General features: G+C 40.2%; 19 protein-coding genes. 9 read left to right on the top strand and 10 right to left on the bottom strand.

Going from position 1 to position 21,344, the window contains the following annotated elements:
- Window positions 1-133: 133 nt before the first annotated feature.
- Window positions 134-2,137 (bottom strand): N-6 DNA methylase, encoded by a 2,004-nt coding sequence (locus K3F53_RS18410; RefSeq protein WP_236781936.1) that lies wholly within the window; start codon window positions 2,135-2,137, stop codon window positions 134-136.
- Window positions 2,138-2,196: 59 nt separating this feature from the next.
- On the bottom strand, window positions 2,197-3,102 hold the full coding sequence (locus tag K3F53_RS18415) for a glutamate biosynthesis transcriptional regulator GltC (RefSeq protein ID WP_057897267.1): 906 nt from the start codon (window positions 3,100-3,102) through the stop codon (window positions 2,197-2,199).
- A 217-nt stretch (window positions 3,103-3,319) separates the two neighbouring features.
- Here K3F53_RS18415 and K3F53_RS18420 point away from each other — a divergent pair, with 217 nt between their 5' ends.
- Window positions 3,320-4,597 carry a Glu/Leu/Phe/Val family dehydrogenase gene (locus tag K3F53_RS18420; RefSeq protein ID WP_220559224.1) on the top strand — a complete coding sequence of 426 codons (1,278 nt, stop codon included), beginning with the start codon at window positions 3,320-3,322 and terminating at the stop codon, window positions 4,595-4,597.
- 287 nt (window positions 4,598-4,884) lie between these two features.
- On the opposite strand, the gene K3F53_RS18425 is transcribed toward K3F53_RS18420, so the two are convergent.
- A complete protein-coding gene (locus K3F53_RS18425; RefSeq protein ID WP_057900191.1) occupies window positions 4,885-5,796 on the bottom strand; it encodes a LysR family transcriptional regulator in 912 nt (303 codons plus the stop codon).
- 137 nt (window positions 5,797-5,933) lie between these two features.
- On the opposite strand from K3F53_RS18425, the gene K3F53_RS18430 reads away from it, so the two are divergent.
- The 3 genes from K3F53_RS18430 (at window position 5,934) to K3F53_RS18440 (ending at window position 11,013) form a co-directional block, all read left to right on the top strand.
- A complete protein-coding gene (locus K3F53_RS18430; RefSeq protein ID WP_057897265.1) occupies window positions 5,934-7,112 on the top strand; it encodes an MFS transporter in 1,179 nt (392 codons plus the stop codon).
- Window positions 7,113-7,553: 441 nt separating this feature from the next.
- Window positions 7,554-9,608, top strand: a complete 2,055-nt coding sequence (locus tag K3F53_RS18435; RefSeq protein WP_057897264.1) for a methyl-accepting chemotaxis protein — start codon at window positions 7,554-7,556, stop codon at window positions 9,606-9,608.
- 100 nt (window positions 9,609-9,708) lie between these two features.
- The gene (locus tag K3F53_RS18440; protein ID WP_057897263.1) at window positions 9,709-11,013 is read left to right on the top strand and encodes a haloacid dehalogenase-like hydrolase; all 1,305 of its coding nucleotides are present in this window, start codon (window positions 9,709-9,711) and stop codon (window positions 11,011-11,013) included.
- Between the two features lie 102 nt (window positions 11,014-11,115).
- Here K3F53_RS18440 and K3F53_RS18445 read toward each other — a convergent pair whose 3' ends face one another.
- On the bottom strand, window positions 11,116-11,991 hold the full coding sequence (locus K3F53_RS18445) for a LysR family transcriptional regulator (protein ID WP_057897262.1): 876 nt from the start codon (window positions 11,989-11,991) through the stop codon (window positions 11,116-11,118).
- Window positions 11,992-12,125: 134 nt separating this feature from the next.
- Between K3F53_RS18445 and K3F53_RS18450 the strand changes: the two genes are divergently transcribed.
- Window positions 12,126-13,070 (top strand): DMT family transporter, encoded by a 945-nt coding sequence (locus K3F53_RS18450; RefSeq protein ID WP_057897261.1) that lies wholly within the window; start codon window positions 12,126-12,128, stop codon window positions 13,068-13,070.
- Window positions 13,071-13,165: 95 nt separating this feature from the next.
- Entirely contained in the window at window positions 13,166-13,876 is a 711-nt protein-coding gene (locus tag K3F53_RS18455; protein ID WP_246615665.1) for a thioredoxin domain-containing protein, read from the top strand.
- A gap of 34 nt (window positions 13,877-13,910) precedes the next feature.
- Here K3F53_RS18455 and K3F53_RS18460 read toward each other — a convergent pair whose 3' ends face one another.
- The 6 genes from K3F53_RS18460 to K3F53_RS18480 form a co-directional block, all read right to left on the bottom strand.
- Window positions 13,911-14,267, bottom strand: coding sequence for a hypothetical protein (locus tag K3F53_RS18460; protein ID WP_057897259.1), 357 nt, complete (start codon window positions 14,265-14,267; stop codon window positions 13,911-13,913).
- A 37-nt stretch (window positions 14,268-14,304) separates the two neighbouring features.
- Window positions 14,305-15,693 carry a class II fumarate hydratase gene (gene fumC / locus K3F53_RS18465; protein ID WP_057897258.1) on the bottom strand — a complete coding sequence of 463 codons (1,389 nt, stop codon included), beginning with the start codon at window positions 15,691-15,693 and terminating at the stop codon, window positions 14,305-14,307.
- Window positions 15,694-15,889: 196 nt separating this feature from the next.
- Window positions 15,890-16,228 (bottom strand): ATP-binding domain-containing protein, encoded by a 339-nt coding sequence (locus K3F53_RS19815; RefSeq protein ID WP_327851000.1) that lies wholly within the window; start codon window positions 16,226-16,228, stop codon window positions 15,890-15,892.
- Between the two features lie 208 nt (window positions 16,229-16,436).
- Entirely contained in the window at window positions 16,437-16,667 is a 231-nt protein-coding gene (locus K3F53_RS19820; RefSeq protein ID WP_327850994.1) for a UvrD-helicase domain-containing protein, read from the bottom strand.
- 9 nt (window positions 16,668-16,676) lie between these two features.
- Window positions 16,677-16,835 (bottom strand): transposase, encoded by a 159-nt coding sequence (locus tag K3F53_RS19975; RefSeq protein ID WP_220561086.1) that lies wholly within the window; start codon window positions 16,833-16,835, stop codon window positions 16,677-16,679.
- Window positions 16,836-17,285: 450 nt separating this feature from the next.
- The gene (locus K3F53_RS18480) at window positions 17,286-18,236 is read right to left on the bottom strand and encodes an ABC transporter substrate-binding protein (protein ID WP_220559225.1); all 951 of its coding nucleotides are present in this window, start codon (window positions 18,234-18,236) and stop codon (window positions 17,286-17,288) included.
- 210 nt (window positions 18,237-18,446) lie between these two features.
- On the opposite strand from K3F53_RS18480, the gene K3F53_RS18485 reads away from it, so the two are divergent.
- The 3 genes from K3F53_RS18485 to K3F53_RS18495 are packed head-to-tail and all read left to right on the top strand — an operon-like array spanning window position 18,447 to window position 21,298.
- Complete coding sequence (locus K3F53_RS18485; protein ID WP_057897255.1) at window positions 18,447-19,481, top strand: FecCD family ABC transporter permease; 1,035 nt, start codon at window positions 18,447-18,449, stop codon at window positions 19,479-19,481.
- Window positions 19,478-20,485: a FecCD family ABC transporter permease gene (locus K3F53_RS18490; protein ID WP_057897254.1), complete on the top strand. Its 1,008-nt coding sequence runs from the start codon at window positions 19,478-19,480 to the stop codon at window positions 20,483-20,485. Before K3F53_RS18485 ends, K3F53_RS18490 begins: the two co-directional genes overlap by 4 nt.
- Before the next feature lie 15 nt (window positions 20,486-20,500).
- On the top strand, window positions 20,501-21,298 hold the full coding sequence (locus K3F53_RS18495; protein WP_057897253.1) for an ABC transporter ATP-binding protein: 798 nt from the start codon (window positions 20,501-20,503) through the stop codon (window positions 21,296-21,298).
- Window positions 21,299-21,344: the final 46 nt, after the last annotated feature.

Genomic DNA, 21,344 nt, shown 5'->3' on the forward strand with positions numbered 1-21,344 from the left:
CATCCCTTATTCTCTACAAACAGCTATAGTTTTATTTTTTCCAAGGATGTGGCTTTTTAGGGAAACAACATAATGAGCCTTCTACTCAAACGTAAAGCCAAGATCCTCGGCGTTTGTTAAAGAGCGAATATCACTATCCTATATAGTGATCTTTTATGTAACCCATCATATGATTCTGTCTTTCCAGTTCCTTTTTTAAACTTTCATAGTTCTCAATCATAGCGCTATAGTATTGCATAAACTTATCTTGTTCAGCTTTATCAGGAAGGCTAATTTCAAATTGGAGAAATTTCCTTTCATCTAAATATTTTCTATTTGTCGTACCGGAGCTGGACTCTTTAACGATCGCCATAAACTCTGATGTCGAAGTAAATAAGTTGAACCAATCAATATTGAGCAACTCATGTTTTGCTTCATATGTCCAAAAGTTCCCCGTTATAATCGCACCTTCCAACTCCTCCGGAACAATTCCAAACGCCCCGTTCCTTGCATCTATTCTCGACAATAAAAATTGTCCTCTTGATATTTTAAACTGTCTTTTTGTACCAATTTCCTTTCCATAGACAATATCCCTTAGATAAATTCCACCATGATTCAACTTTATCGTAACCCTTTTATACTGGGTTTCATCATCTAAAATTAAAGTATCTTTTATTCTTGTTAACAATTGACCTATTTTATACTTTCTTCTTTTTCTATTAATAGAACGCACGTAATCCAAAAATGCAATTGTATTTTTCTTCCGTTCTTCCATCAGGTTTATTGCCTTTGTGCTTGTATTTATCATGACATCTCTAAGCTTATCTGCTGAAAAACAATCATCGTTTTTATTTTTATTAGGGTTCTTGATATCCAAGTTATAGTTTCTCTCAGTAATTTCATGAATAGATACCAACCAGGCATGTTCGTTGGCGCTCCTATTGTTCCACCATTTGCGTTCTATTTCAAACTCCTCATATCGAATCGGCCGTGTTTTGGAATATTTCTTATACTCGTCTGGAAGCGGATGTTCAAAATACCAAATATGTTCAGTAGATTTTCCGCCTTCAATAAAAAGCAAGTTCGTCTCAATATCAGTATAAGGTTCAAAGACTCCTTTCGGCAGCCGAACAATGGTATGAACATTCCATTCTCTTAACAATTTCTTCTTTATATTGATTTTTACTGTATCCTTTTCAAACAAAAAATTATCTGGCAAAATTACACACGCCCTACCGTTTTCCTTCAGCAAATACATAAGCAGTACCATGAATAAGTCCGCGGTTTCTTTCGTTCTAAATTGAAGGGGAAAGTTGCTAGCAATTCCATCTTCCTCTTTTCCGCCAAAAGGGGGATTGATCATAATGACATCCACTTTATCCACTGGTTTGTACTCTTCAACATTTCTAGTCAAAAAGTTATCACGGCATATTTTGGGAATATCGATGTCGTGCAAAATCATGTTTGTTACCGCAAGCATATATGGCAGCGGTTTCTTTTCAATCCCGATAATGGTTTCCTGCAAAATCCTGTTGTCATCAACGCTTTTTATCTGTTGTCTAAGATGCTCCAGCGCACTTAGTAAATAACCACCGGTACCACAGGCAAAGTCTAACACTTTTTCTCCCAGCCGGGGATTAACCATGTTCACTACAAATTGCGTTACCGGGCGGGGCGTGTAATATTCCCCCGCGTTACCGGCGCTCTGTAAATCCTTTAAAATCGTTTCGTAAATATCGTTAAATATATGCCTATCTTTTTGGGTAGTAAAATCAATCTCGTTTAATTTACGAATGACTTGCCGCAGTAAAGCTCCCGATTTCATATAGTTATAGGAATCCTCAAATACTGATCTGACAATACATGCTTTGGAATGGCTATTTCCATCGAAATGCAGCTCTTTTAACCCTTTAAATAGCTTGTTGTTAACGAACCCCAGCAATTCTTCGTCGGTCATGCCTTTGTCGTCTGCCGTCCAGTCTCTCCATCTTAAGCCTTCCGGAATGATCGGTTCATAATTATCATACAATCGTTCCCATTCTTCTTCTTTTGCGTCAAAAACTTTCAAAAATACCATCCATACCAGTTGAGAAATACGCTGGGCGTCGCCGTCTATCCCGGCGTCTTTTCTCATAATATCCTGTACAGATTTAATCACTGACAAAACGGACATTCAGCACTCCCCCTTCTTATCGTCCGAGCTATGTTATACTACTATTATTTCTCAAATCCGCTCAATACCGTGAAAAACTGCTTGAGAAACTCATAGAACCGCTTTTCTGTAGGCAACAGCTCACGGTCACTCGGAATAATCACGCCCACGGTACGGGTAACAGTCGGCTCACTGATAGGAAGCTTCACTGTTGCGCGCGGTATGCTATCAACTAATGTAATTTCAGGAATCAGCGTGACGCCAAGACCAGCTGCCACCAGCCCCTTAATTGCGTCAATGTCTTCCCCCTCAAATGAAACTTTAGGCTGAAAACCAAACTGCCGGCAAGCATTGACGACAAGCTCGCGCAGGATAAATCCTTCAGGAAACAACACAAACGAATCATCCCGCAGTTGACTCAATTGCAGAGAAGATTGACCCGCGAGGGGATGATGGGCTGGCAGAAGTGCAACAATATTCTCCAGGAACAAGATATGGCCCTGAATCTGTTTCTCATGTTTGGGTACCGGGCCAAGCAGCGCCAGGTCGATTTCCCCTTTGGCCACCGCATCAATCAAAGAGCGGTAGGAGCCTTGACGCAACTGAAATTTAACCTGAGGGTGACTTTCGCGAAATGCGGAGATAACGGTAGGTAGTGTATAGGCAGCCAAACTGCTCGGAAATCCAATACGAATCGTACCCAGTTCCGGGTCGAGAAATTCTTCGATTTCCCGCTTCGCTTTTTCGATCACCTGCATCGCCTGCTGCATGTATGCCAAAAAACTTCTTCCGATCGGGGTTAATCTAACGTTCCGCCCCTCCCGAATAAACAAATCAACTCCCAACTCTGATTCTAAGTTAAAAATCTGACGGCTTACAGCCGATTGTGCCACATGCAAAGCAAGTGCCGCCTCAGTTACATGTTCTCGTTTGGCCACTTCGATAAAATACTGTATTTGCCTCAATTCCATTCTCATCACTCCACTGTTTAATCATCTCATATCGGCATTAATATTATCTAAATTTTATATTGTTTCGATTAATTTTCAATTATAAAATACACCTGTAATTAAATAACTCGGCTATCCTCCAAAAACAATGGGTACTAAAGTAAAGCCTAATTGGATAAACCGAACGATAAAATTACAAAATATTCAGTATATTTCTTTAAAGGTGGGGGGGAGAACGATGGCTACCGTACAACAAGTGCAACAAACAGAAAGGGAAGTTCTTAATCCATATCAAATCGTACAAACACAGATTGAAAACGCAGCGGCCATTCTCGGACTTGAGCGCGACATTGTAGAAATTCTAAAAAAGCCCAAGCGTGTTCTTTGCGTTACTTTCCCGGTGAAAATGGACGATGGCAGCATCCGCGTGTTTGAGGGATACCGCTCGCAACATAATGACGCAATCGGGCCAACAAAAGGCGGCATCCGCTTCCATCCTGACGTGACGATGGATGAAGTTAAAGCGCTATCGATGTGGATGACCTTCAAGTGCGGCGTAGTAAGCCTGCCATACGGCGGCGGAAAGGGTGGCGTGATCTGCGATCCGCGAACCTTGAGCCAAGGAGAAATCGAACGGATCAGCCGGGGATTCATGGAGGCAATTGCGGATATCGTCGGCCCGGACAAAGATATTCCTGCACCGGACGTATACACCAACCCGCAAATTATGAGCTGGATGATGGACACTTTCAGCCGCATGAAAAGATCGTTCAATCCAGGTGTAATTACCGGCAAACCGCTGATCGTTGGTGGCTCCAAAGGACGCAATGAAGCGACAGCTCGCGGCTGCGTGTACACCATTGAGGAAGCGTTAAAAGACGCGGGCAGGCAGATGCGAGGCGCTACGGTAGCTATTCAGGGATTCGGCAACGCGGGACGAATCGCCGCTAATCTTCTGGCCGCACAAGGCTGCAAAATCGTGGCGGTGAGCGATTCCAAAGGTGCGCTGTACAATCCACAGGGACTTGACCTTGACATAGTAAAACAATTAAAAGATTCGTCGACGATTATGAATTATGACCAGTGTTACCACCTGCAACGACCGGAAGAAATTCTGGAGCTCGACGTAGACATTCTGATTCCAGCTGCGCTTGAAAACGTAATTACCTTGAAAAACGTAGACAAAGTGAAGGCACGTATCGTGGCGGAAGCAGCCAATGGCCCTACTACACCGCAAGCGGACAAAGTACTGTTCCAAAAAGGCATCCTCGTCATTCCTGACATTCTGGCTAATGCTGGCGGCGTAACAGTATCTTACTTCGAATGGGTTCAAAATCTGATGAATTTCTATTGGAGCGAGGAAGAAGTCAATCAGAAGCTGCGCGACGTGATGGTTCAGTCTTATCGAGAAGTGCGTTCGCTCGCACACGAATACCGAACCGATTTCCGTACAGCCGCCTATATGATTTCCCTGAAACGTATCGCCGAAGCGATGAAAGCACGCGGTTGGATATAAAATAGCGTTTAAAAAATATTTATTATATACTCCCTTTTTTAGACAAAGTGTGGCGGCAAAGCATTCTATACCACCTCAAAAAAGAAAACTTTGCCGCCGCCTCCCACTTTGTCTGAAAAATCTATCAGCTTTCACTATGATAGTTTTAAAAAAAGCATTCAAGTTATATTTGCTTTTAACTCCTTTCCCCTTAGACTCTGAATAGTTTCCAATTCCCACGACAAATGTGAACCTCGATTCTTGATTCTTGTGCCTTTGGCATTTTTCTGTGTAAAAAGAGAGCATTTCTAATCATACTGATTAAAGAGTGGGATGACAGATTTTTTCATTAGATCAATAAACGCATGTACAGTTGGCGATAGATTGTCACTTTTCCAAGCAAGGGCCGTCGTAGTGGTAAATGGATGATTCCGAATGTCACGATAGACAACTTTAGTTTTTAATACATATTGTATAAAAGATGGTACGAGAGCTACTCCCATTCCTGATGAAACAAGAGATATGACAGTAGGTAATTCCTGTGCTTCTTGTACTACCTTTGGATGGAATCCTGCCTGATAACAACAGTTCATCACTGTATCATAATGACTTTGATTTGCCTTTCTTCCCGTTAAAATGAATGGATCGTTAGATAAATCAACAAGATTTATTGGGGATGTTTTAGAAGCTAAAGGATGATCCTTTGGTAAAGCAATCACCATTGGTTCTTGTCGAATCACTTCAACATGAATGGTGTCATTTTTTATTTTTATAGGATGACAAAGTATTCCTATATCAATATAGCCTTCGTGTAAAGCTTTTACTTGTTCTGCTGTTGTTAACTGTTGCAAATCTATATGAATATTAGGGTATTCCTTTCGATAGAGCTCTATAATGGTTGGAAGAATATCATAGACTGCTGAAGCTATGAAACCAATCGTTATTTCTCCAGCCTCTCCGCGGTTCACCATTCTTATCGTTTCGATTGCTCCCTCTAAATCCTTAAAAATCTGATAAACTTTTTCTAAAAACAATTGGCCTTCTTTTGTTAATTCTACCTTTCTTTTCGTTCGATGGAAAAGAGGCACCCCTATTTCTTCTTCTAATTGACGGATTTGAAGACTTAATGGTGGCTGTGCCATATTTAAACGAGCTGCAGCTTTACCAAAATGTAATTCTTCAGCTACTGTTATGAAATATTTCAAATGACGCAGTTCCAACATATGACCCCCTTTTTAATACTTATTATATATTAATATCTCTATAAATATATATTAGACATATTACAATGAGTTTTGTAAGGTGGAAATAGAATATCTCTTCCATAACGAATGATTCCATGAAAATGGAGGTTATCATGCGAAAAGTTTTTCTCCTCACGATAGGTATGTTCGCTCTTGGGTTTGATGCCTATGTGATAGCTGGTTTGTTGCCGAATATAGAGGTAACGTTCAAAATAAGCGCCTCACAAACAGGACAAGCAGTGAGTGTCTTCACCCTTTTTTATGCACTAGCAGCCCCAATTTTTGCGACATTGTTGGCTGGAAAACCAATGCGCAGGATTTTAGTAGTGGCACTTGCAGTATTCTCATTAGGCAATGGGGCTAGTGCACTAGCCTCGAGTTTCTCCATGCTGCTTATGGCTCGTGCAATTGCAGGTATCGGAGCTGGGCTTTATTCCCCGCTGGCCGCTACAGCTGCTGCATCCCTTGTTTCCGAACAGAAACGCGGCCGTGCTCTTGGCATAACACTAGGCGGCATGAGCACAGGAACGGTCGTAGGGGTTCCACTTGGATTGATTATTGCTGAACATCTAAATTGGCACGCAACTCTCTGGTTCATCACTGCACTAGGTCTTATCGCCATGATAGGAATTGTAATATGGTTTCCAAATTTTCCAGCTTCAGCGCCACCCTCACTACGTCAACGTGTGGCCATGATGACCAATGGACGGGTTGCAGCAATTGTTGGCATCACTTTTATGACCAGTATTGCCAGCTTGGGTCTCTATACATATATCGCAACCATTTTAGATAACCTGGCAGACATTCCTATGATCACACCCTATCTTTGGGCATGGGGCATTGGTGGCGTAGTCGGGAGTTTTTCCATCGGTACTTTGATTGACCGAGCGAGTAGACCAGGTTTACTCATGTCCGGCATTTTAGTCATAATGGCTTTAGCCATGTTCAGCTTACCATTCGTGCTTCAATTTCCGATACTATCATTCCTGCCTTTCATTCTATGGGGGGCGATGGGTTGGGCCTCGCAAGCCCCGCAACAACATGAATTACTTTGCTTACAACCTAATCACGGCGCAGCTGTCGTTGCTTTAAATAGTTCCGCTAATTATTTAGGTAGTGCGATAGGTTCCGCTCTTGGAGGGGGAGTAATGCTAGCTGGATTAGCACCTTCCCAACTTCCATTTGCTGCCGGTTGTCTAGTATTAGTGACTTTACTGGGACAATGGGGGATTGTGTCAAGCAAAAGAAAGCATGGAAGAGTGAGAGAAAACATAGAAAATCAAATGCAATAAAGACTATCTCGAAATTTGATAAAAACATAATATGTATCGCCTTTATACTCAATTGGTGTCAAAAATAAACAATAAAATTCAACAGAGGCTTGAATATAAAAAAGAAACCCCCGAGTGTTCTTCTCAGAACCGCTCGGAGTTTCTTTTCTTAATCTTTCAGATCCTTGTCGGATAGAATCCCTTTGCTCAGATATCCACAGAATTATTTGAATTTTTAATCGTTGGTTAAGGAGGAATGATATCAATAATCTGATGAATCCCCTACTACTTTATATAAAATTCTTAACGGAACCTAAAATTATTCCGATTAAAATAAAAGATACTATATAAAATCGTAATTAATATATCGGCATTCTTTCGTGGTTAGAAAGGAGGAAGAATGATAAGAAGGAAAAGAAAGACTCCAGAAGATAAACAGGATATCACTTAGGAGGAACAATCATGTTACGTAGTATAAAGGGCAAGTTAGCCATTACTTTTTTATTGATCATTACGATACCAATCACCGTAATTAGCAGCATTGTTTATATCAACATGAAGCAACAAATTCTTGATGATTTTATTCAAGCAAATACGAAAGAAGTTATCCAGGTCGATAATGGAGTTTCTCTTTACTTTGAAGCTATTCGAGAAAATCTTGCCATGATGGCAAATAATGCGACTGTGAAAAAAGCAGATCAAACGATTAAGTCATATATTAATCAGCCCAATACAACAAAGCTTACGCCATTGGAAAACGGAGGCATTGAGGCTGAAATTTATAAAGAATTTATGCATTACGTGGAATCGCATCCCAATACATCTGCCGCTTTTTTAGCAACAGTAAACGGCGGTTACACCCAATACCCTGTAAAAGAAATGAAGCCTCATTACGATCCCCGCAACCGTCCTTGGTACAAAGCCGCTATGGCTAAACCAGGGGAAGTAGTTATTACTGATCCATATATTTTGTCTGCAACGAATACGATTGCGGTAAGTGAAGTTACCATGCTGAAGGATGCTAATGGAAAACCTGCGGGTGTTGTAGGAGTAGATGTTAACTTAGAGAATTTGACCGAAGTATTAAAAAATATGAAAATTGGAGATTCTGGCTATGTCATGATGCTTTCCCAGGATGGAACGATTCTTGCTCATTCCAAACGTCCTGACATGATTTCAAAAAACATTAAAGATTTAAAAAATGATAAGTTAGCATCCATTCACAATGTGTCACAAAAACATTTTGAAGTAAATATAGATGGGTTGGATTATGTTGCCAACGTTTATACTTCCAAGAAAACCGGCTGGAAATATATTTCCTTTATTGAGCAGCAAGAATTAAGTAAGAGCGCAAACCATATTGGCTATGTCATTCTATTTGTAAGCTTAGGCTTTGGAGTTATCGCATTGGGCGTAGCAATGATTATTTCCTCTAGATTTTCCAAGCCAATTACTATGATTATTGACCATATGAAGCAAATTGGCATCGGTAACTTAACGCAAGAAGTTCCATCAGCATTGCTGAATAGGAAAGATGAAGTCGGAATTTTAGCCCACTCTCTTGAATCTATGCAATCATCGATCCAACATTTGGTGGCACAACTAATAAATGCGGCAAAGAAACTAGTCGATTCATCGGAACAATTGTCTTCTCATGTTGAACAAAATATGAAGACAATTAATCAAATTGTATCGTCTGTTCAAGAAGTAGCGACGGGTGCCGATAACCAATTACAACGCACGGAAGAAAGTGCCAGAGCAATGGAAGAAATGGCTATCGGTATACAACGAATTGCCGAATCCACTTCAAATATTGCAGAATCGTCATTGGAAACATCGAAAGAAGCTGAAAAAGGAAACGGTACGATTCAACAAGCTGTTCAGCAAATGAATGAAATTGAAGATGCCGTGACCCATTCACTGAAAGTAGTCAAAGTATTGCAAGAGCGTGCAACCGAAATTGTAAGTATAGTACATATGATTACAGATATTTCTTCACAGACCAATCTTCTCGCATTGAATGCCAGCATTGAAGCGGCACGTGCCGGTGAACATGGCCGAGGTTTTGCGGTTGTAGCCGACGAGGTAAGAAAACTTGCGGAACAATCATCTGAATCGGCCGATAAAATCATTACTCTTATCCAGGAAATTCAACGTGAGACAAACCGAGCGATGGATTCAATGGATTTTGTTAGTGAAAGTGTGACGAATGGTATCAAAATGGTTCAGGAATCGGGAAAAGCATTTCAACGTATACTTGGCGAAATTAAAAATATTACCGAGCAAATTCATGATAACTCCGCTGTTTCTGAACAAATGTCTGCGTCTAGTGAAGAAGTAACCGCATCTGTTGATGAAACAGCTCAAATTGCAAAAATGTCAACTGCACATATGCAAAATGTTTCCACTGCATCTGAACGTCAACTAGCAGCAATGAAAGCTTTGCAAACCTCTTCCGAGGAATTGCATCAACTATCCAAAGAACTAAACCAACTGATCGACAATTTTCAAGTGTGAAAAATTCACACTCTGTAATTTTTTATAATATGTCTCCATCTAAATGATTGATCATGTTTTATAATTATTCATTTTATAAATATACAGGGGGAATTTATTCATGAAAAAGAAAAACTTTTTACTCGGATTGGGACTGACCTTCTCTCTTTTACTAACGTCACAAGGCCCTGTCTTGGCAGCGCAGCCAGTACAGGAAACTACATCACGTATCGTGCAAAATATTCAAGCGCTTGATCAAGGAAAATGGGCACCGAAAAACTACGAAGCTATTCAAGCTCTTATTGACCAATATGGAATAAAAAATCCTTCATACAATCCCGAAAAAAAGCCTTATGTCATCTTTGACTGGGACAATACTAGCATTATGCACGATACGGAAGAAGCGTTATTTGTTTACCAAATAAACAATCTGGCCTTTAAAATGACTCCTGAAGAATTTGCCAAAGTACTTCGTGCCAATGTCCCGGCCGGCGCATTCTCCGCTCAGTATAAAAATGCAGACGGCAAAACGATAACACTTGAAGCGATTGCTTCGGATATCGAATCAGATTACAAATACTTATATGATCATTACAAAGGTTTTAAAGGCGAAAACTCTCTTGAAGACATTGTCAAAACTGATGAGTTTCAAGATTTCCGTAGCAAAATGCTCTTCCTTTACGAAGCGATAATCGGTACTCATGGCAGTAAAGTAGGTTATCCCTGGGTTCTGCAATTCTTTACAAATATGACAACCCAGGAAGTACAAAAGCTTGCGGAAGCTTCTAACGATTACTCTCTTGGAGATGCCATTAGAAAGGTTACATGGACAAGTCCAACATCACTTGCCGGTAATGCCGGGGTAGTAACGGCTACACACATCACAGGAATCCGTCTTACTCCGGAAATTGCAAACCTTATGAACACTTTCCGCTCCAACGGAATCGATGTTTACGTTGTTTCAGCTTCTATGGAAGAAGTAGTGGAGGTATTTGCCACGAATCCGAAATATGGTTACAACCTACCGAAGGAAAATGTGATTGGCATGCGGTTAGAGACAAATTCTGACGGTAAAATTATACCTAAGTACAAACAAAATTGGTTTATTACAGTAAATCACGGCAAAACGGAAGTTATCCAGTCAGAAATCGCCAAGAAACGCGGCTATGGGCCTCTCTTTATCGCCGGAGATAGTGACGGGGATTACGAAATGATGACCGAATTTCCTGATACTAAATTAGTTTTGATCATCAACCGTGTAAAAGACGGAAATATTGGTAAAGCAGCAGCCCGTGCTACAGAAACTGCGAATAATAAACAACCAAAATTCATCCTGCAAGGACGCGATGAAAATACTGGCATGTGGATCCCGTCTGAATCCACGATTAGACTTGGCAAGTCGGAACCGGAACTTTTGAAAAAATAGTAAGTACTGTTGTACAAGAACCGTTCGGAAAAATGACGAACGGTTCTTGTATATTCAATATGGGTTAAGCTGCATTCAGAAAAACATAGAATTTAAGATTGTTTATCTATCTCTTATGTTCTGTTCATTCCGTACAATGCGAATTGTCTCTATAAATTTCGCCAATGCATTTGTCATGTGCGATCCCGACCTGTACACAAAAACGGTAGAAACGATACTGTATTCTTTTGGGATAGCGTAGCATCTTACTTCCCCTTCCGCTTCCAAATGTTTTACTGTCATCTTGGGAATTAGCGTAATTCCCAAACCGGAGACAACACTACCTAAAATCGTTTCAAGTGTACCAAACTCCATCTCTTTCCCCGGTACGATTCCTTCCGATTCCAGCCATCGTCTCAATCGGGCCCGGTAACCACATCCTGGGCCAAATACAAGAAGCGGTTTTGTTTTTATATCATCCAAAGAAGAGGAACGAGCATTTGCCACGAGAACCAATTCTTCTTCAAATACTTGCTCCTGGATAATGTGAGGATGTTCAACAGGCCCTGTGACAAATGCGCCGTCAAGCTTACCGTTTATTACTTCGCGAATAAGATGGCTCGTAACTCCCGTGATAAGGGATAAATCCACCTGTGAGTATTTGTGATGATAGGCAGATAAAATGACAGGAAGTTTTACGACGGTTTCGACGGAACCGATTTCCAATGTGCCGCGCGGGTTATCTTTGTCTTGAAATGATTCTACCATTTCATCCATCATTGCTAAGATTTTTTCTACGTAAGATAATAACCGTTTTCCTTCCGAATTTAGTGTCATACCACGGCTATGACGATAAAAAAGCGGCGTTTGCAGCTTGATTTCCAACTGTTGAATTCTTGCTGTTACATTAGACTGAACATAATTCAGTTCTTTAGCTGCCTTGCTAATGCTTCCATGCTGCGCAACAGCTTGAAAAATTCGCAAATCTCGAATCTCCATGTGCATCCTCCATACTATTTGCCAGTTAGCTATCATTTATAATGATAGCTTATATCTATTTTAAGCATTTTACATGATATGTGAAACAGGCCTATGATTGGTTATGTATGAAACAGAGATGGAGGAAAGAAAAAATGCGAAGCGTTCAAGTCATCAAGGGTGCTATTCTCTGCCTGATTGCAAGTATAGCGTGGGGAGCTATGTTTCCGGTGGCAGAGCAAGCATTGAAGCATATTGATCCGTTTTATTTTTCATTTTTGCGGTATGCATCCGTGTCGGTGCTCCTTCTCATTTGGTTAGTAATAAAAGAGGGGAAAAAAGCGCTGCGTCTTGAAGGAAGGGCGATGTTACTGTGGTTTTACGGTACGATGGCATTTACCGTGTATAATTTCTTCATATTTTTAGGACAAAATTTACTGGGAAAATCGGGTGTTATTCTTGCTTCCATTATGGAAGCCATGATGCCCCTTATTTCCATTCTAATTTTATGGATTCATAAGCGTGCTCGTCCGGCAGGTTTTACGATGGGATGCATGATCGTTGCCTTTTCAGGAGTCTTCATGGTCGTTACTAAAGGAGACATAGGCTTTTTTTCTGAAGCAAAAAACAGCCTGCTTCCAGTTTTGATCATTTTTTTGGGCGTATTCGGCTGGGTCGTTTATACAATCGGCGGCAACTCGTTTAGTAATTGGTCGCCACTGCGGTATTCAACGCTAAGCTGCGTGCTTGGCACAATTACGGCGGGTATAATCGTCGCGGTTATGACATGGCTTGGTTATTTGGAGATTCCTAAATTCAAAACACTCGTTCTGATTCGATGGGAAATGACTTTTATGATTTTGATAGCCGGGCTAGCGGCACTCATAAGCTGGAATATCGGGGTTAAATACATGAAACCAGTAAATGGAATCTTATTTATTAATTTTGTTCCGGTAACAACATTTGCTATTTCTGTTATACAAGGATATACGACGACTATGTTTGATGTAGCAGGCACCCTTTTGATTATTACAGCCCTTATTTGCAATAATTTATATCAGCGTAAGACACTACAGAAACGGCTGCCGCAAACTACATAATAATAAATCGAATAGCAAAATGGACGTTGATCGAGCATCACTCCCTTTGATCTCGAATATGTTATTACATGACGCAAAAGCAGGAGGGAGTTAACTTGCGGGAGCAGCTACATTCATACGAAAAAAAAATCATGTCTCAGAATGGAGAAGACGGAATCATTGAGGAACTATTTTCGCGTATCGGCACAACGAACCAATTCTTTGTAGAATTTGGAGTACAGGATGGATTGGAATGCAACAGCGCCTACCTCGCTTTATTTAAAAATTGGTCCGGGCTTATGATTGAAGGGAATTTGAATCATTACAAAAATTTATATTCAAACTTTGCCAATCGTGCGACTGTAAAAATCGTACACCAATTTATTACTAAGGAAAATATTGTATCTATATTTAAAAGGATGCATGTCCCCATTGAATTTGATTTATTATCGATCGATATAGATGGCAATGATTACTGGGTATGGAGAGCCTTATCGGAATATAATCCGCGAATTGTCGTTATTGAATATAATGCGTCTTTTCCCCCACCCCAAAAAATGGTGATCAAATACAATCCGAATTTCATGTGGGATGGTACATCTTATTACGGAGCCAGTTTAACATCATTATCAGAGCTTGGAAAGGAATTGGGATATTCATTAATTGGAACCGACTCAAGAGGAGTGAATGCATTTTTTATCCGTAATGATTTAGTGAATGCTTCAAGATTTAAAGAATTGACCCCTGAACAAGCCTATCATCCCCCAGCTTACGGCCCATATAATGGCGGTCATCCATGGCGGGATGGACCTTACCTGGAGATTTAATAAAAAAACCCCTGTCCTTTCAGGGGTGTTCATTTCAAATATTACCCAACTCTTCCGAGAATTCCACATCGACAAACATGCGTCCATTTTTGTAGCGAGTAACGGGTAAGGGAAGTTCAATGGCTTCCGTTAAGATTCCCTTGCATTGAAAGTAAATCACACAATTCTTCTTCCCTGCTTCTCTCTTTTTCATATTAGCGAAGTATCGTATAGCTTCCAAAAGCTGTTCGTACTCCTCTCTGCTCTTCACATAAAAAATATGGATATCGACGCGAATCTCCAATTTGTCATGCATTTCTTTTACCAAAGCGACAGCTGTCCAAGCTTCGTCCCAGTTTTGTTCCAGCTGAAAGCCAAATATATTATGAGAAATAGAGAGAGCCTGCCACACAATGAACCCCCCTTTCGTTCTTTTCAAATGTTCGTTTCTATTCTTTAGGGTGAATCATATGTTCAGGCCGAACGATTTGATCAAATTGTTCCTCGGTCAACAGATTGCTTTTAATAGCAGCTTCTTTCAGCGTTAATCCCTCTTTATGGGCTAATTTAGCGACTGATGCGGCATTTTCATAACCGATATGGGGATTCAATGCCGTAACGAGCATCAGTGATTTTTCCAGATTGTTTTTAATCACACTCAGATTGGGCTCAATACCGACGGCGCAATTGTCATTGAAAGAGAGCATAGCGTCAGTCAGCAGTCGGGACGATTGCAGGAAATTGTAAATGATCACTGGCTTAAAGACATTCAACTCAAAATTTCCTTGACTGGCAGCAAATCCAATTGCTGCATCATTGCCCATCACCTGGCAAACGACCATCGTTAATGCTTCGCTTTGTGTTGGATTGACTTTTCCAGGCATGATAGAGCTGCCCGGTTCATTAGCCGGAATCGTAATTTCGCCGATTCCGCAGCGTGGCCCGCTGGCCAGCCATCTCACATCATTAGCAATTTTCATCAGATCGGCGGCAAGCGCTTTTAATGCACCGTGAACATAAACAATTTCATCATGGCTGGTCAAAGCATGAAACTTATTGGCCGCAGACTCGAATTTCTTGCCTGTTAACTTGCTGATCTCTTCCGCTACCATCTCTCCGAATCTCGGGTGGGCATTAATGCCGGTTCCCACGGCCGTTCCGCCAATGGCAAGCTCCCTTAGAGATTCTGCGCTTTCTCTAATCATTTTTTCACTTTTTTCAAGCATACGGTACCAGCCGCTAATTTCTTGTCCCAATGTTAGAGGGGTTGCATCCTGCAAATGTGTTCTTCCGATCTTAATGATGTCCTTATACTCCTCACTCTTTTGGTGGAGAGTATTTTTTAATTTGACCAATGCAGGCAACACATTGTCTTCAATGGCGATGAGAGCGGCCATATGCATAGCTGTGGGAAAGGTATCATTTGAGCTTTGCGATTTATTGACATCATCATTGGGATGAACCCGAAGTTGGCTTCCGTTTTGTTCCAACAATTGATTGGCACGTTTGGCAATCACTTCATTCACGTTCATATTTGACTGGGTGCCGCTTCCGGTTTGCCATACGACGAGCGGGAAATGTTCATCCAGTTTTCCTTGTAAAATTTCATCCGCTGCCGCTACGATTGCGTCTGCCTTTTCGTTTTCTAATTTACCTAGTTTTTGATTTACCAATGCCGCGCTTTTCTTAAGAACAGCAAACATCCGAATAATTTCTTGCGGCATTTTTTCCGTACCAATTTTAAAATTCTGGAAGCTGCGCTGGGTTTGTGCACCCCACAATTTATCTGCAGCCACTCTCATTTCTCCTAAGGTATCCTTTTCGATTCTGTACTCCATTTCACTTCCTCCTTTTTATATCCACATGTATATGATATCCAGTTTCCCTCCTCTTTGCTCAATTCATAGTGTATCTTCACTTATATGATAATGATTTTCATTATTAATTATATTATCGTAAATAATGGTCATCTTTGTCAATGTCTTTCTGTCAGACGATCTCTAATGTATTTGTGTCCCTTTAATATTAATCACATCAACTGACCGATACATAAATATCGGGGGAAACGTCATAGATAAACGGACTCATCTCGCCAATGAAATAAACGTGCAATTCATGCATCGCCCTGGTACAAACGGTATAAAAAAGCTTGCGCTCAGAATCTCTCCCATACTGTGCTTGCGAGCCGTTGTAGACGATGACTGCATCGAATTCAATTCCTTTAGCGAGATAAGAAGGAATGACAAGTATACCTGCCTCAAAATATGTTGGTCTCTTTTTCGATAAGACGAAGCGGTAAGTCGTTTTGCAACATCTCGTACGCCTCCCGGCTTTCCTGCGCTGTTTTGCAAATAACAGCGATCGTCCTTGTATCCAGCAACCTGAAGCATCTGTAGGCGTTCAGCAATCTTCGCGACAAGTTCCCTTTCATTGGCCGCTTGCGTCAACGTCGGCTTACTTCCTTCACGGTTGAACGGTTCGATTTCTTCTCCGCCGTCCAATTAATCCACGCGTAAACTCAACAATTTGCCGCATCGAACGATAACTGCTCCTCAATATGAACGTTTCGATCTGTTTGGTTTCATATACGCAAGACAACGCCGCAAATCCTGCACTGGCAGCCGCATGGGTATATATTGCACGGTTTAAGGTTACCAAGCACCGTCATTTTGCTGCGTAGAAACAATCGCCTGATAAACGCGAACTGAAATGGTGAGTAGTCCTGTGCCTCATCAATGAACACATAATGGACAGAAGTGTTCGTCTGAAAGCCTTCAATTTGCTCTTTTACCGTACAAATAAGGCACTGCATCTTCGTAATCTAGCTTCTAGCTGTAAGTTGACTCAATAAATCGGATACAGCATCACTATCGTACACATTTGCTGTTGTCAGTTCTTGTGCAAGAATAATCCCTGTCGGTGTTGTTGCCAGATGTAACTTGTAACCCTTGTATAAGCAAAGATGAAACGAAGCAAGGATGTTTCAGGTAAAGTAGCATGCTTTTATGTAATGTTGGGTATCATGGTAAGTATCCACCTCGCTAGAATGGGGTTTGTCGGTACTCACCATTCTTGCTTACGAGGTGGATTTTTTTACGCTTTATTCAGAGAATATACGTTTTGCGACACCCTTATGCTTCATTATAAAATAACAGTATCGTATTAACATGCCTTACAAACATCCCCATAAATAGTAATTTCGAATTTCTGCTTTACGATCACTTGTGATATGGTTCACCGTAACGGTTATATCCGAGAATTTTTTATTTTTAGTTCGCTTCCCCAGGGACACACCCTTGTCTTGAACACTCCCCTACTACTTCCTTCGAGGCTCATGACTTGCATCCGATAGATTACATACATACTAGACTCATACAAAAATAGGACTGACATTCACGTCAGTCCTATACACTATAATAGATATTTCACTTTATTTTTTCGTTAACGAATCAACAATTTGATCAATGGTTAGTTTATTAGCTATCAAACCGCTAATTGTCCAATGGCTTGGATCTTCCATATTATATACATTACCTTTTTTAACAGCTGGAATACCCTTCCAAACAGAACTATTTTTTAGTGTTTCTAATCCAGATTCACCAGGTTTGCTAACAAGGAAAAGGTGATCAGCATCAAGTTTAGATAATGCTTCAAGTGAAACCGGCTTCCATGTCGCTTCAGCTACAGGTAATTTTTGAATCATTTCAGGTTGAGCAACACCCAAATCATCATAGAGAACATTTGCTGCAAAGCGCGTGTTTTCAAACAAGTAGAATTGATCACCAGCTACCCATAAAATGGCTGCTGTTTCATCACCAATTGCTGCTTTAATTTTCTTAGATGCTTGTTTAGCTTTTTCGTCATAATCAGCCAATGCATTTTTTGCTTGTTTATCTTTACCTAACAATTTACCCATTACTAGCAATTGTTTACGCCAGTCGGAGCCCTCTTCATCTTTAAAAACATATGTTGGTGCCACTTTTTTGTACACTTCATAATTCCCTTTTTGAATAGCCGCTGGTGAACTAAAAATAATTAAGTCAGGTTTTGCTTTAATCGTTTGTTCTAATGGTAAATCCCAACCAATTTTTTGCACATCTTTTAAATAAGATTGTAAGTAATCAAGTACCGTTGTTCCAATTGACCACTGAGCTACTGGAGTCACTCCAAGTGCTACGAGTGAATCTTCCATGTATGGAGCAAGAATGCGTTTCGCATTTGCAGGGATCGTTACTTGTTGCCCCATTGCATCAGTTACTGTCACATCTTTTGATTTTTCTTTCGCTTCCTTAGCGTGGTTGTTAGTACCACAACCTACTAATAACAATATAGTACAAATAAAAACAGTGATTATTCCTAAATACGTATTTCGAAATCTCATTTATGTCCTCCCTTGTTTATATTACGATAAAGATGATAATCATTATCAAATAAAACGTCAACAATTAAAAATTTAGTTTTTTTGATAATATTTCTCAATTAATTTGATAAAATATTTTGTTGAAAGGTATAGAGAATAATTTTATACTTAATTAATGTTGATAATGATTATCACTATTTTGAAATAACAAAGAAGGGTTGTTTTCAGCTAGTGACAAATTTAGTACAGCGAACTTGGATAGCAGAAGGACGTAAATTAAGAACAGGCTTAATTTTGTTTGTTGGAATTAGTGCTGTCTTGTTGGCCATTTGTATTTCTCTCGTTTATGGAACGACAACTATAAAACTGACGACAGTTTGGCAAGCAATATTCCATTATAATTCTGATAACAAAGCACATCAAATTCTTCTAGAAATTCGTCTACCACGAACATTAGTAGCTGCATTTATCGGTTCTTATTTAGCATTATCCGGAGCCATTATGCAGGCAATAACAAGAAATTCACTCGCTGAACCCTCTCTTTTAGGGGTATCTTATGGAGCAGCATTTTCCCTTGTTATTACAATAGCCCTGTTTCCGAGCGTATCGACTATTGGAGCAACTGTTGCTTCTATGATTGGTGCTGGATTATCAGTGCTTTTCGTATTTACGTTAGCTGCTACTTCAAAAGGTAGAACGACACCTGTTAAATTAGCACTTGCTGGTATAGCGGTAGGAATGTTTTTGAGCTCATTGACCTCAACTGTGGCGCTGCATTTTGATGTGTCAAAAGAGATGAGCTTTTGGTATGCTGGTGGGTTAGCTAACACAAACTGGAATGATCTTAAAATACTTAGTTTTGTTGGATTAATGGGGATTCCAATCGTCTTTGTAATTGCTCATACTTTAACGTTACTCAATCTTAGTGAGGAAGTAACGCAAGGACTAGGAATTAATGTAAGTCTAGTCAAAGCCCTTAGTGTTACCGCAGTTTTGCTATTAACTGGAAGTTCAGTTTCTGTAGCTGGATCAATTGGTTTCGTTGGACTAGTTGTACCTCATATTAGCCGAATGTTAGTTGGACCAGATTATCGCTTTTTGCTCCCAGTTTCAGCAGTATTGGGTAGCTTACTGCTTGTTTTAGCGGATGTCGGAGCAAGAATGATTAATCCTCCTTTTGAAACACCTATTGGAGTAGTCACAGCAGCAATTGGAGTGCCCTTTTTCTTATATTTAGTTCGAAATGAAGGGAGTAGATTAGTATGAACAGCATCTCTATTAAGTTTAAATGGACGATGTTGGTATTACTAGTACTCCTTTTCTTAGCTTGTTTAATAAGTTTGAATCTTGGTGTCGTACCCATTTCACCAGATGAAGTGCTCAAAACATTTATTGGTAATGGGACGAAACAACAACAGTTGATCTTGTTTGAGATTCGTCTACCCGCAATTGTATTAGCTCTCCTCGTTGGTGCAGGTATGGCTGTTTCCGGTACAATTTTACAAAGCATAACACGCAATGAATTGGCTGACCCTGGTATTTTGGGCATTAATGCGGGTGCGGGGGTAGCTGTCGTCATTTATATTACTTTTTTCAAAACAGTAACAGGAAGCCTTAGTACGTTCAGTACTTTTGCTTTACCTCTCTTTTCTTTTTTGGGAGCTTTATTGACAGCAGGTTTGATTATTAGTCTTGCTTGGAAACGCGGATTTCATTCTATTCGCCTAATCTTAGTTGGAATCGGAATCAATGCAGGTTTTAGTGCTATATTGATTGCACTTCAATTAAGAATGACACCAAACGATTTTATGCAAGCAATGGTTTGGTTATCTGGAGATTTATGGGCAACGCAGTGGAAGTTTGTATGGGCTTTATTGCCTTGGTTTATCGTACTAATTCCATACTCATTGTATAAAACACATATACTTAATATCTTGAATTTAGGGAGTCGAGTGGCAACGGGTCTTGGAATACATACAGATCGTGAACGTCTGCTTCTCCTTATATTAGCGGTGGGTTTAGCTGGTCTTGGAGTAGCTGCGGGCGGTGGAATTGCTTTTTTAGGTTTGATTGCACCACATATTGCTCGACGTCTTATTGGACCAAATCATCATTTGTTACTTCCAATAGCTGCAATTCTAGGATCGCTCATTTTAATGTTAGCTGATACGATCGGAACAAATTTAATGCCACCTACAGAGATTCCGGCTGGGCTTGTCGTGTCAATTGTTAGTGCTCCATATTTTATTTATTTATTAATGAAAAAGTAATAAGAAGGGATAGCTATGACAACTCTATCAGCAGAAAAATTAACCATTGGTTACGAGGAACGAATAATTGTTCAAGACCTAAACTTAGAAATTCAACCGAATCAAATCACTGCAATTATTGGTCCAAACGGTTGTGGCAAATCGACTATTTTAAAGACAATGGCACGACTGCATCCATCATTATCTGGTGTTATTTATTTAGATGGAAAAATCATTCATAAGACACCGACAAAAGAAGTTGCTAAAAAGCTGGCAATTCTACCTCAGTCACCAGAAGCACCAAGTGGATTGACAGTGTATGAATTAATTTCATATGGACGGACACCTTATCAAACAGGATTTTCACGACTAAGTAAACATGATCGCCAAATGATTGATTGGGCGCTTGACGTTACTGGATTAACCAATCTCCGAGACCAGTCCGTTGATACTTTATCAGGTGGACAAAGACAACGAGCTTGGATTGCGATGGCTATTGCTCAAGAAACCGATTTATTACTTTTAGACGAACCAACAACGTATCTAGATTTGGCTCATCAATTAGAAGTTTTACAACTCCTAGAGAAATTAAATCAAGAAGATGGACGGACAATTGTTATGGTGATTCATGATTTGAACCATGCTGCTCGTTTTGCTCATCACATGATTGCGCTCAAGAATGGAAAGATTGTTAAACAGGGAACTCCAGAAAAAGTAATGACTACAGATGTACTTAAGCAAGTGTTTAATATCGATACAGTGATTGTTACTGATCCTAGAACAGCTAAACCAGCAATGATTTCTTATGATTTAGTGACATCCTCTCTCCACTAAAGTGAAGAGCTTCCCTGTAGAAGTTCGGGGGCGAGTTGCTCCAGCA

Source organism: Aneurinibacillus thermoaerophilus (genome assembly GCF_019603355.1).
Lineage (GTDB): Bacteria > Bacillota > Bacilli > Aneurinibacillales > Aneurinibacillaceae > Aneurinibacillus > Aneurinibacillus thermoaerophilus.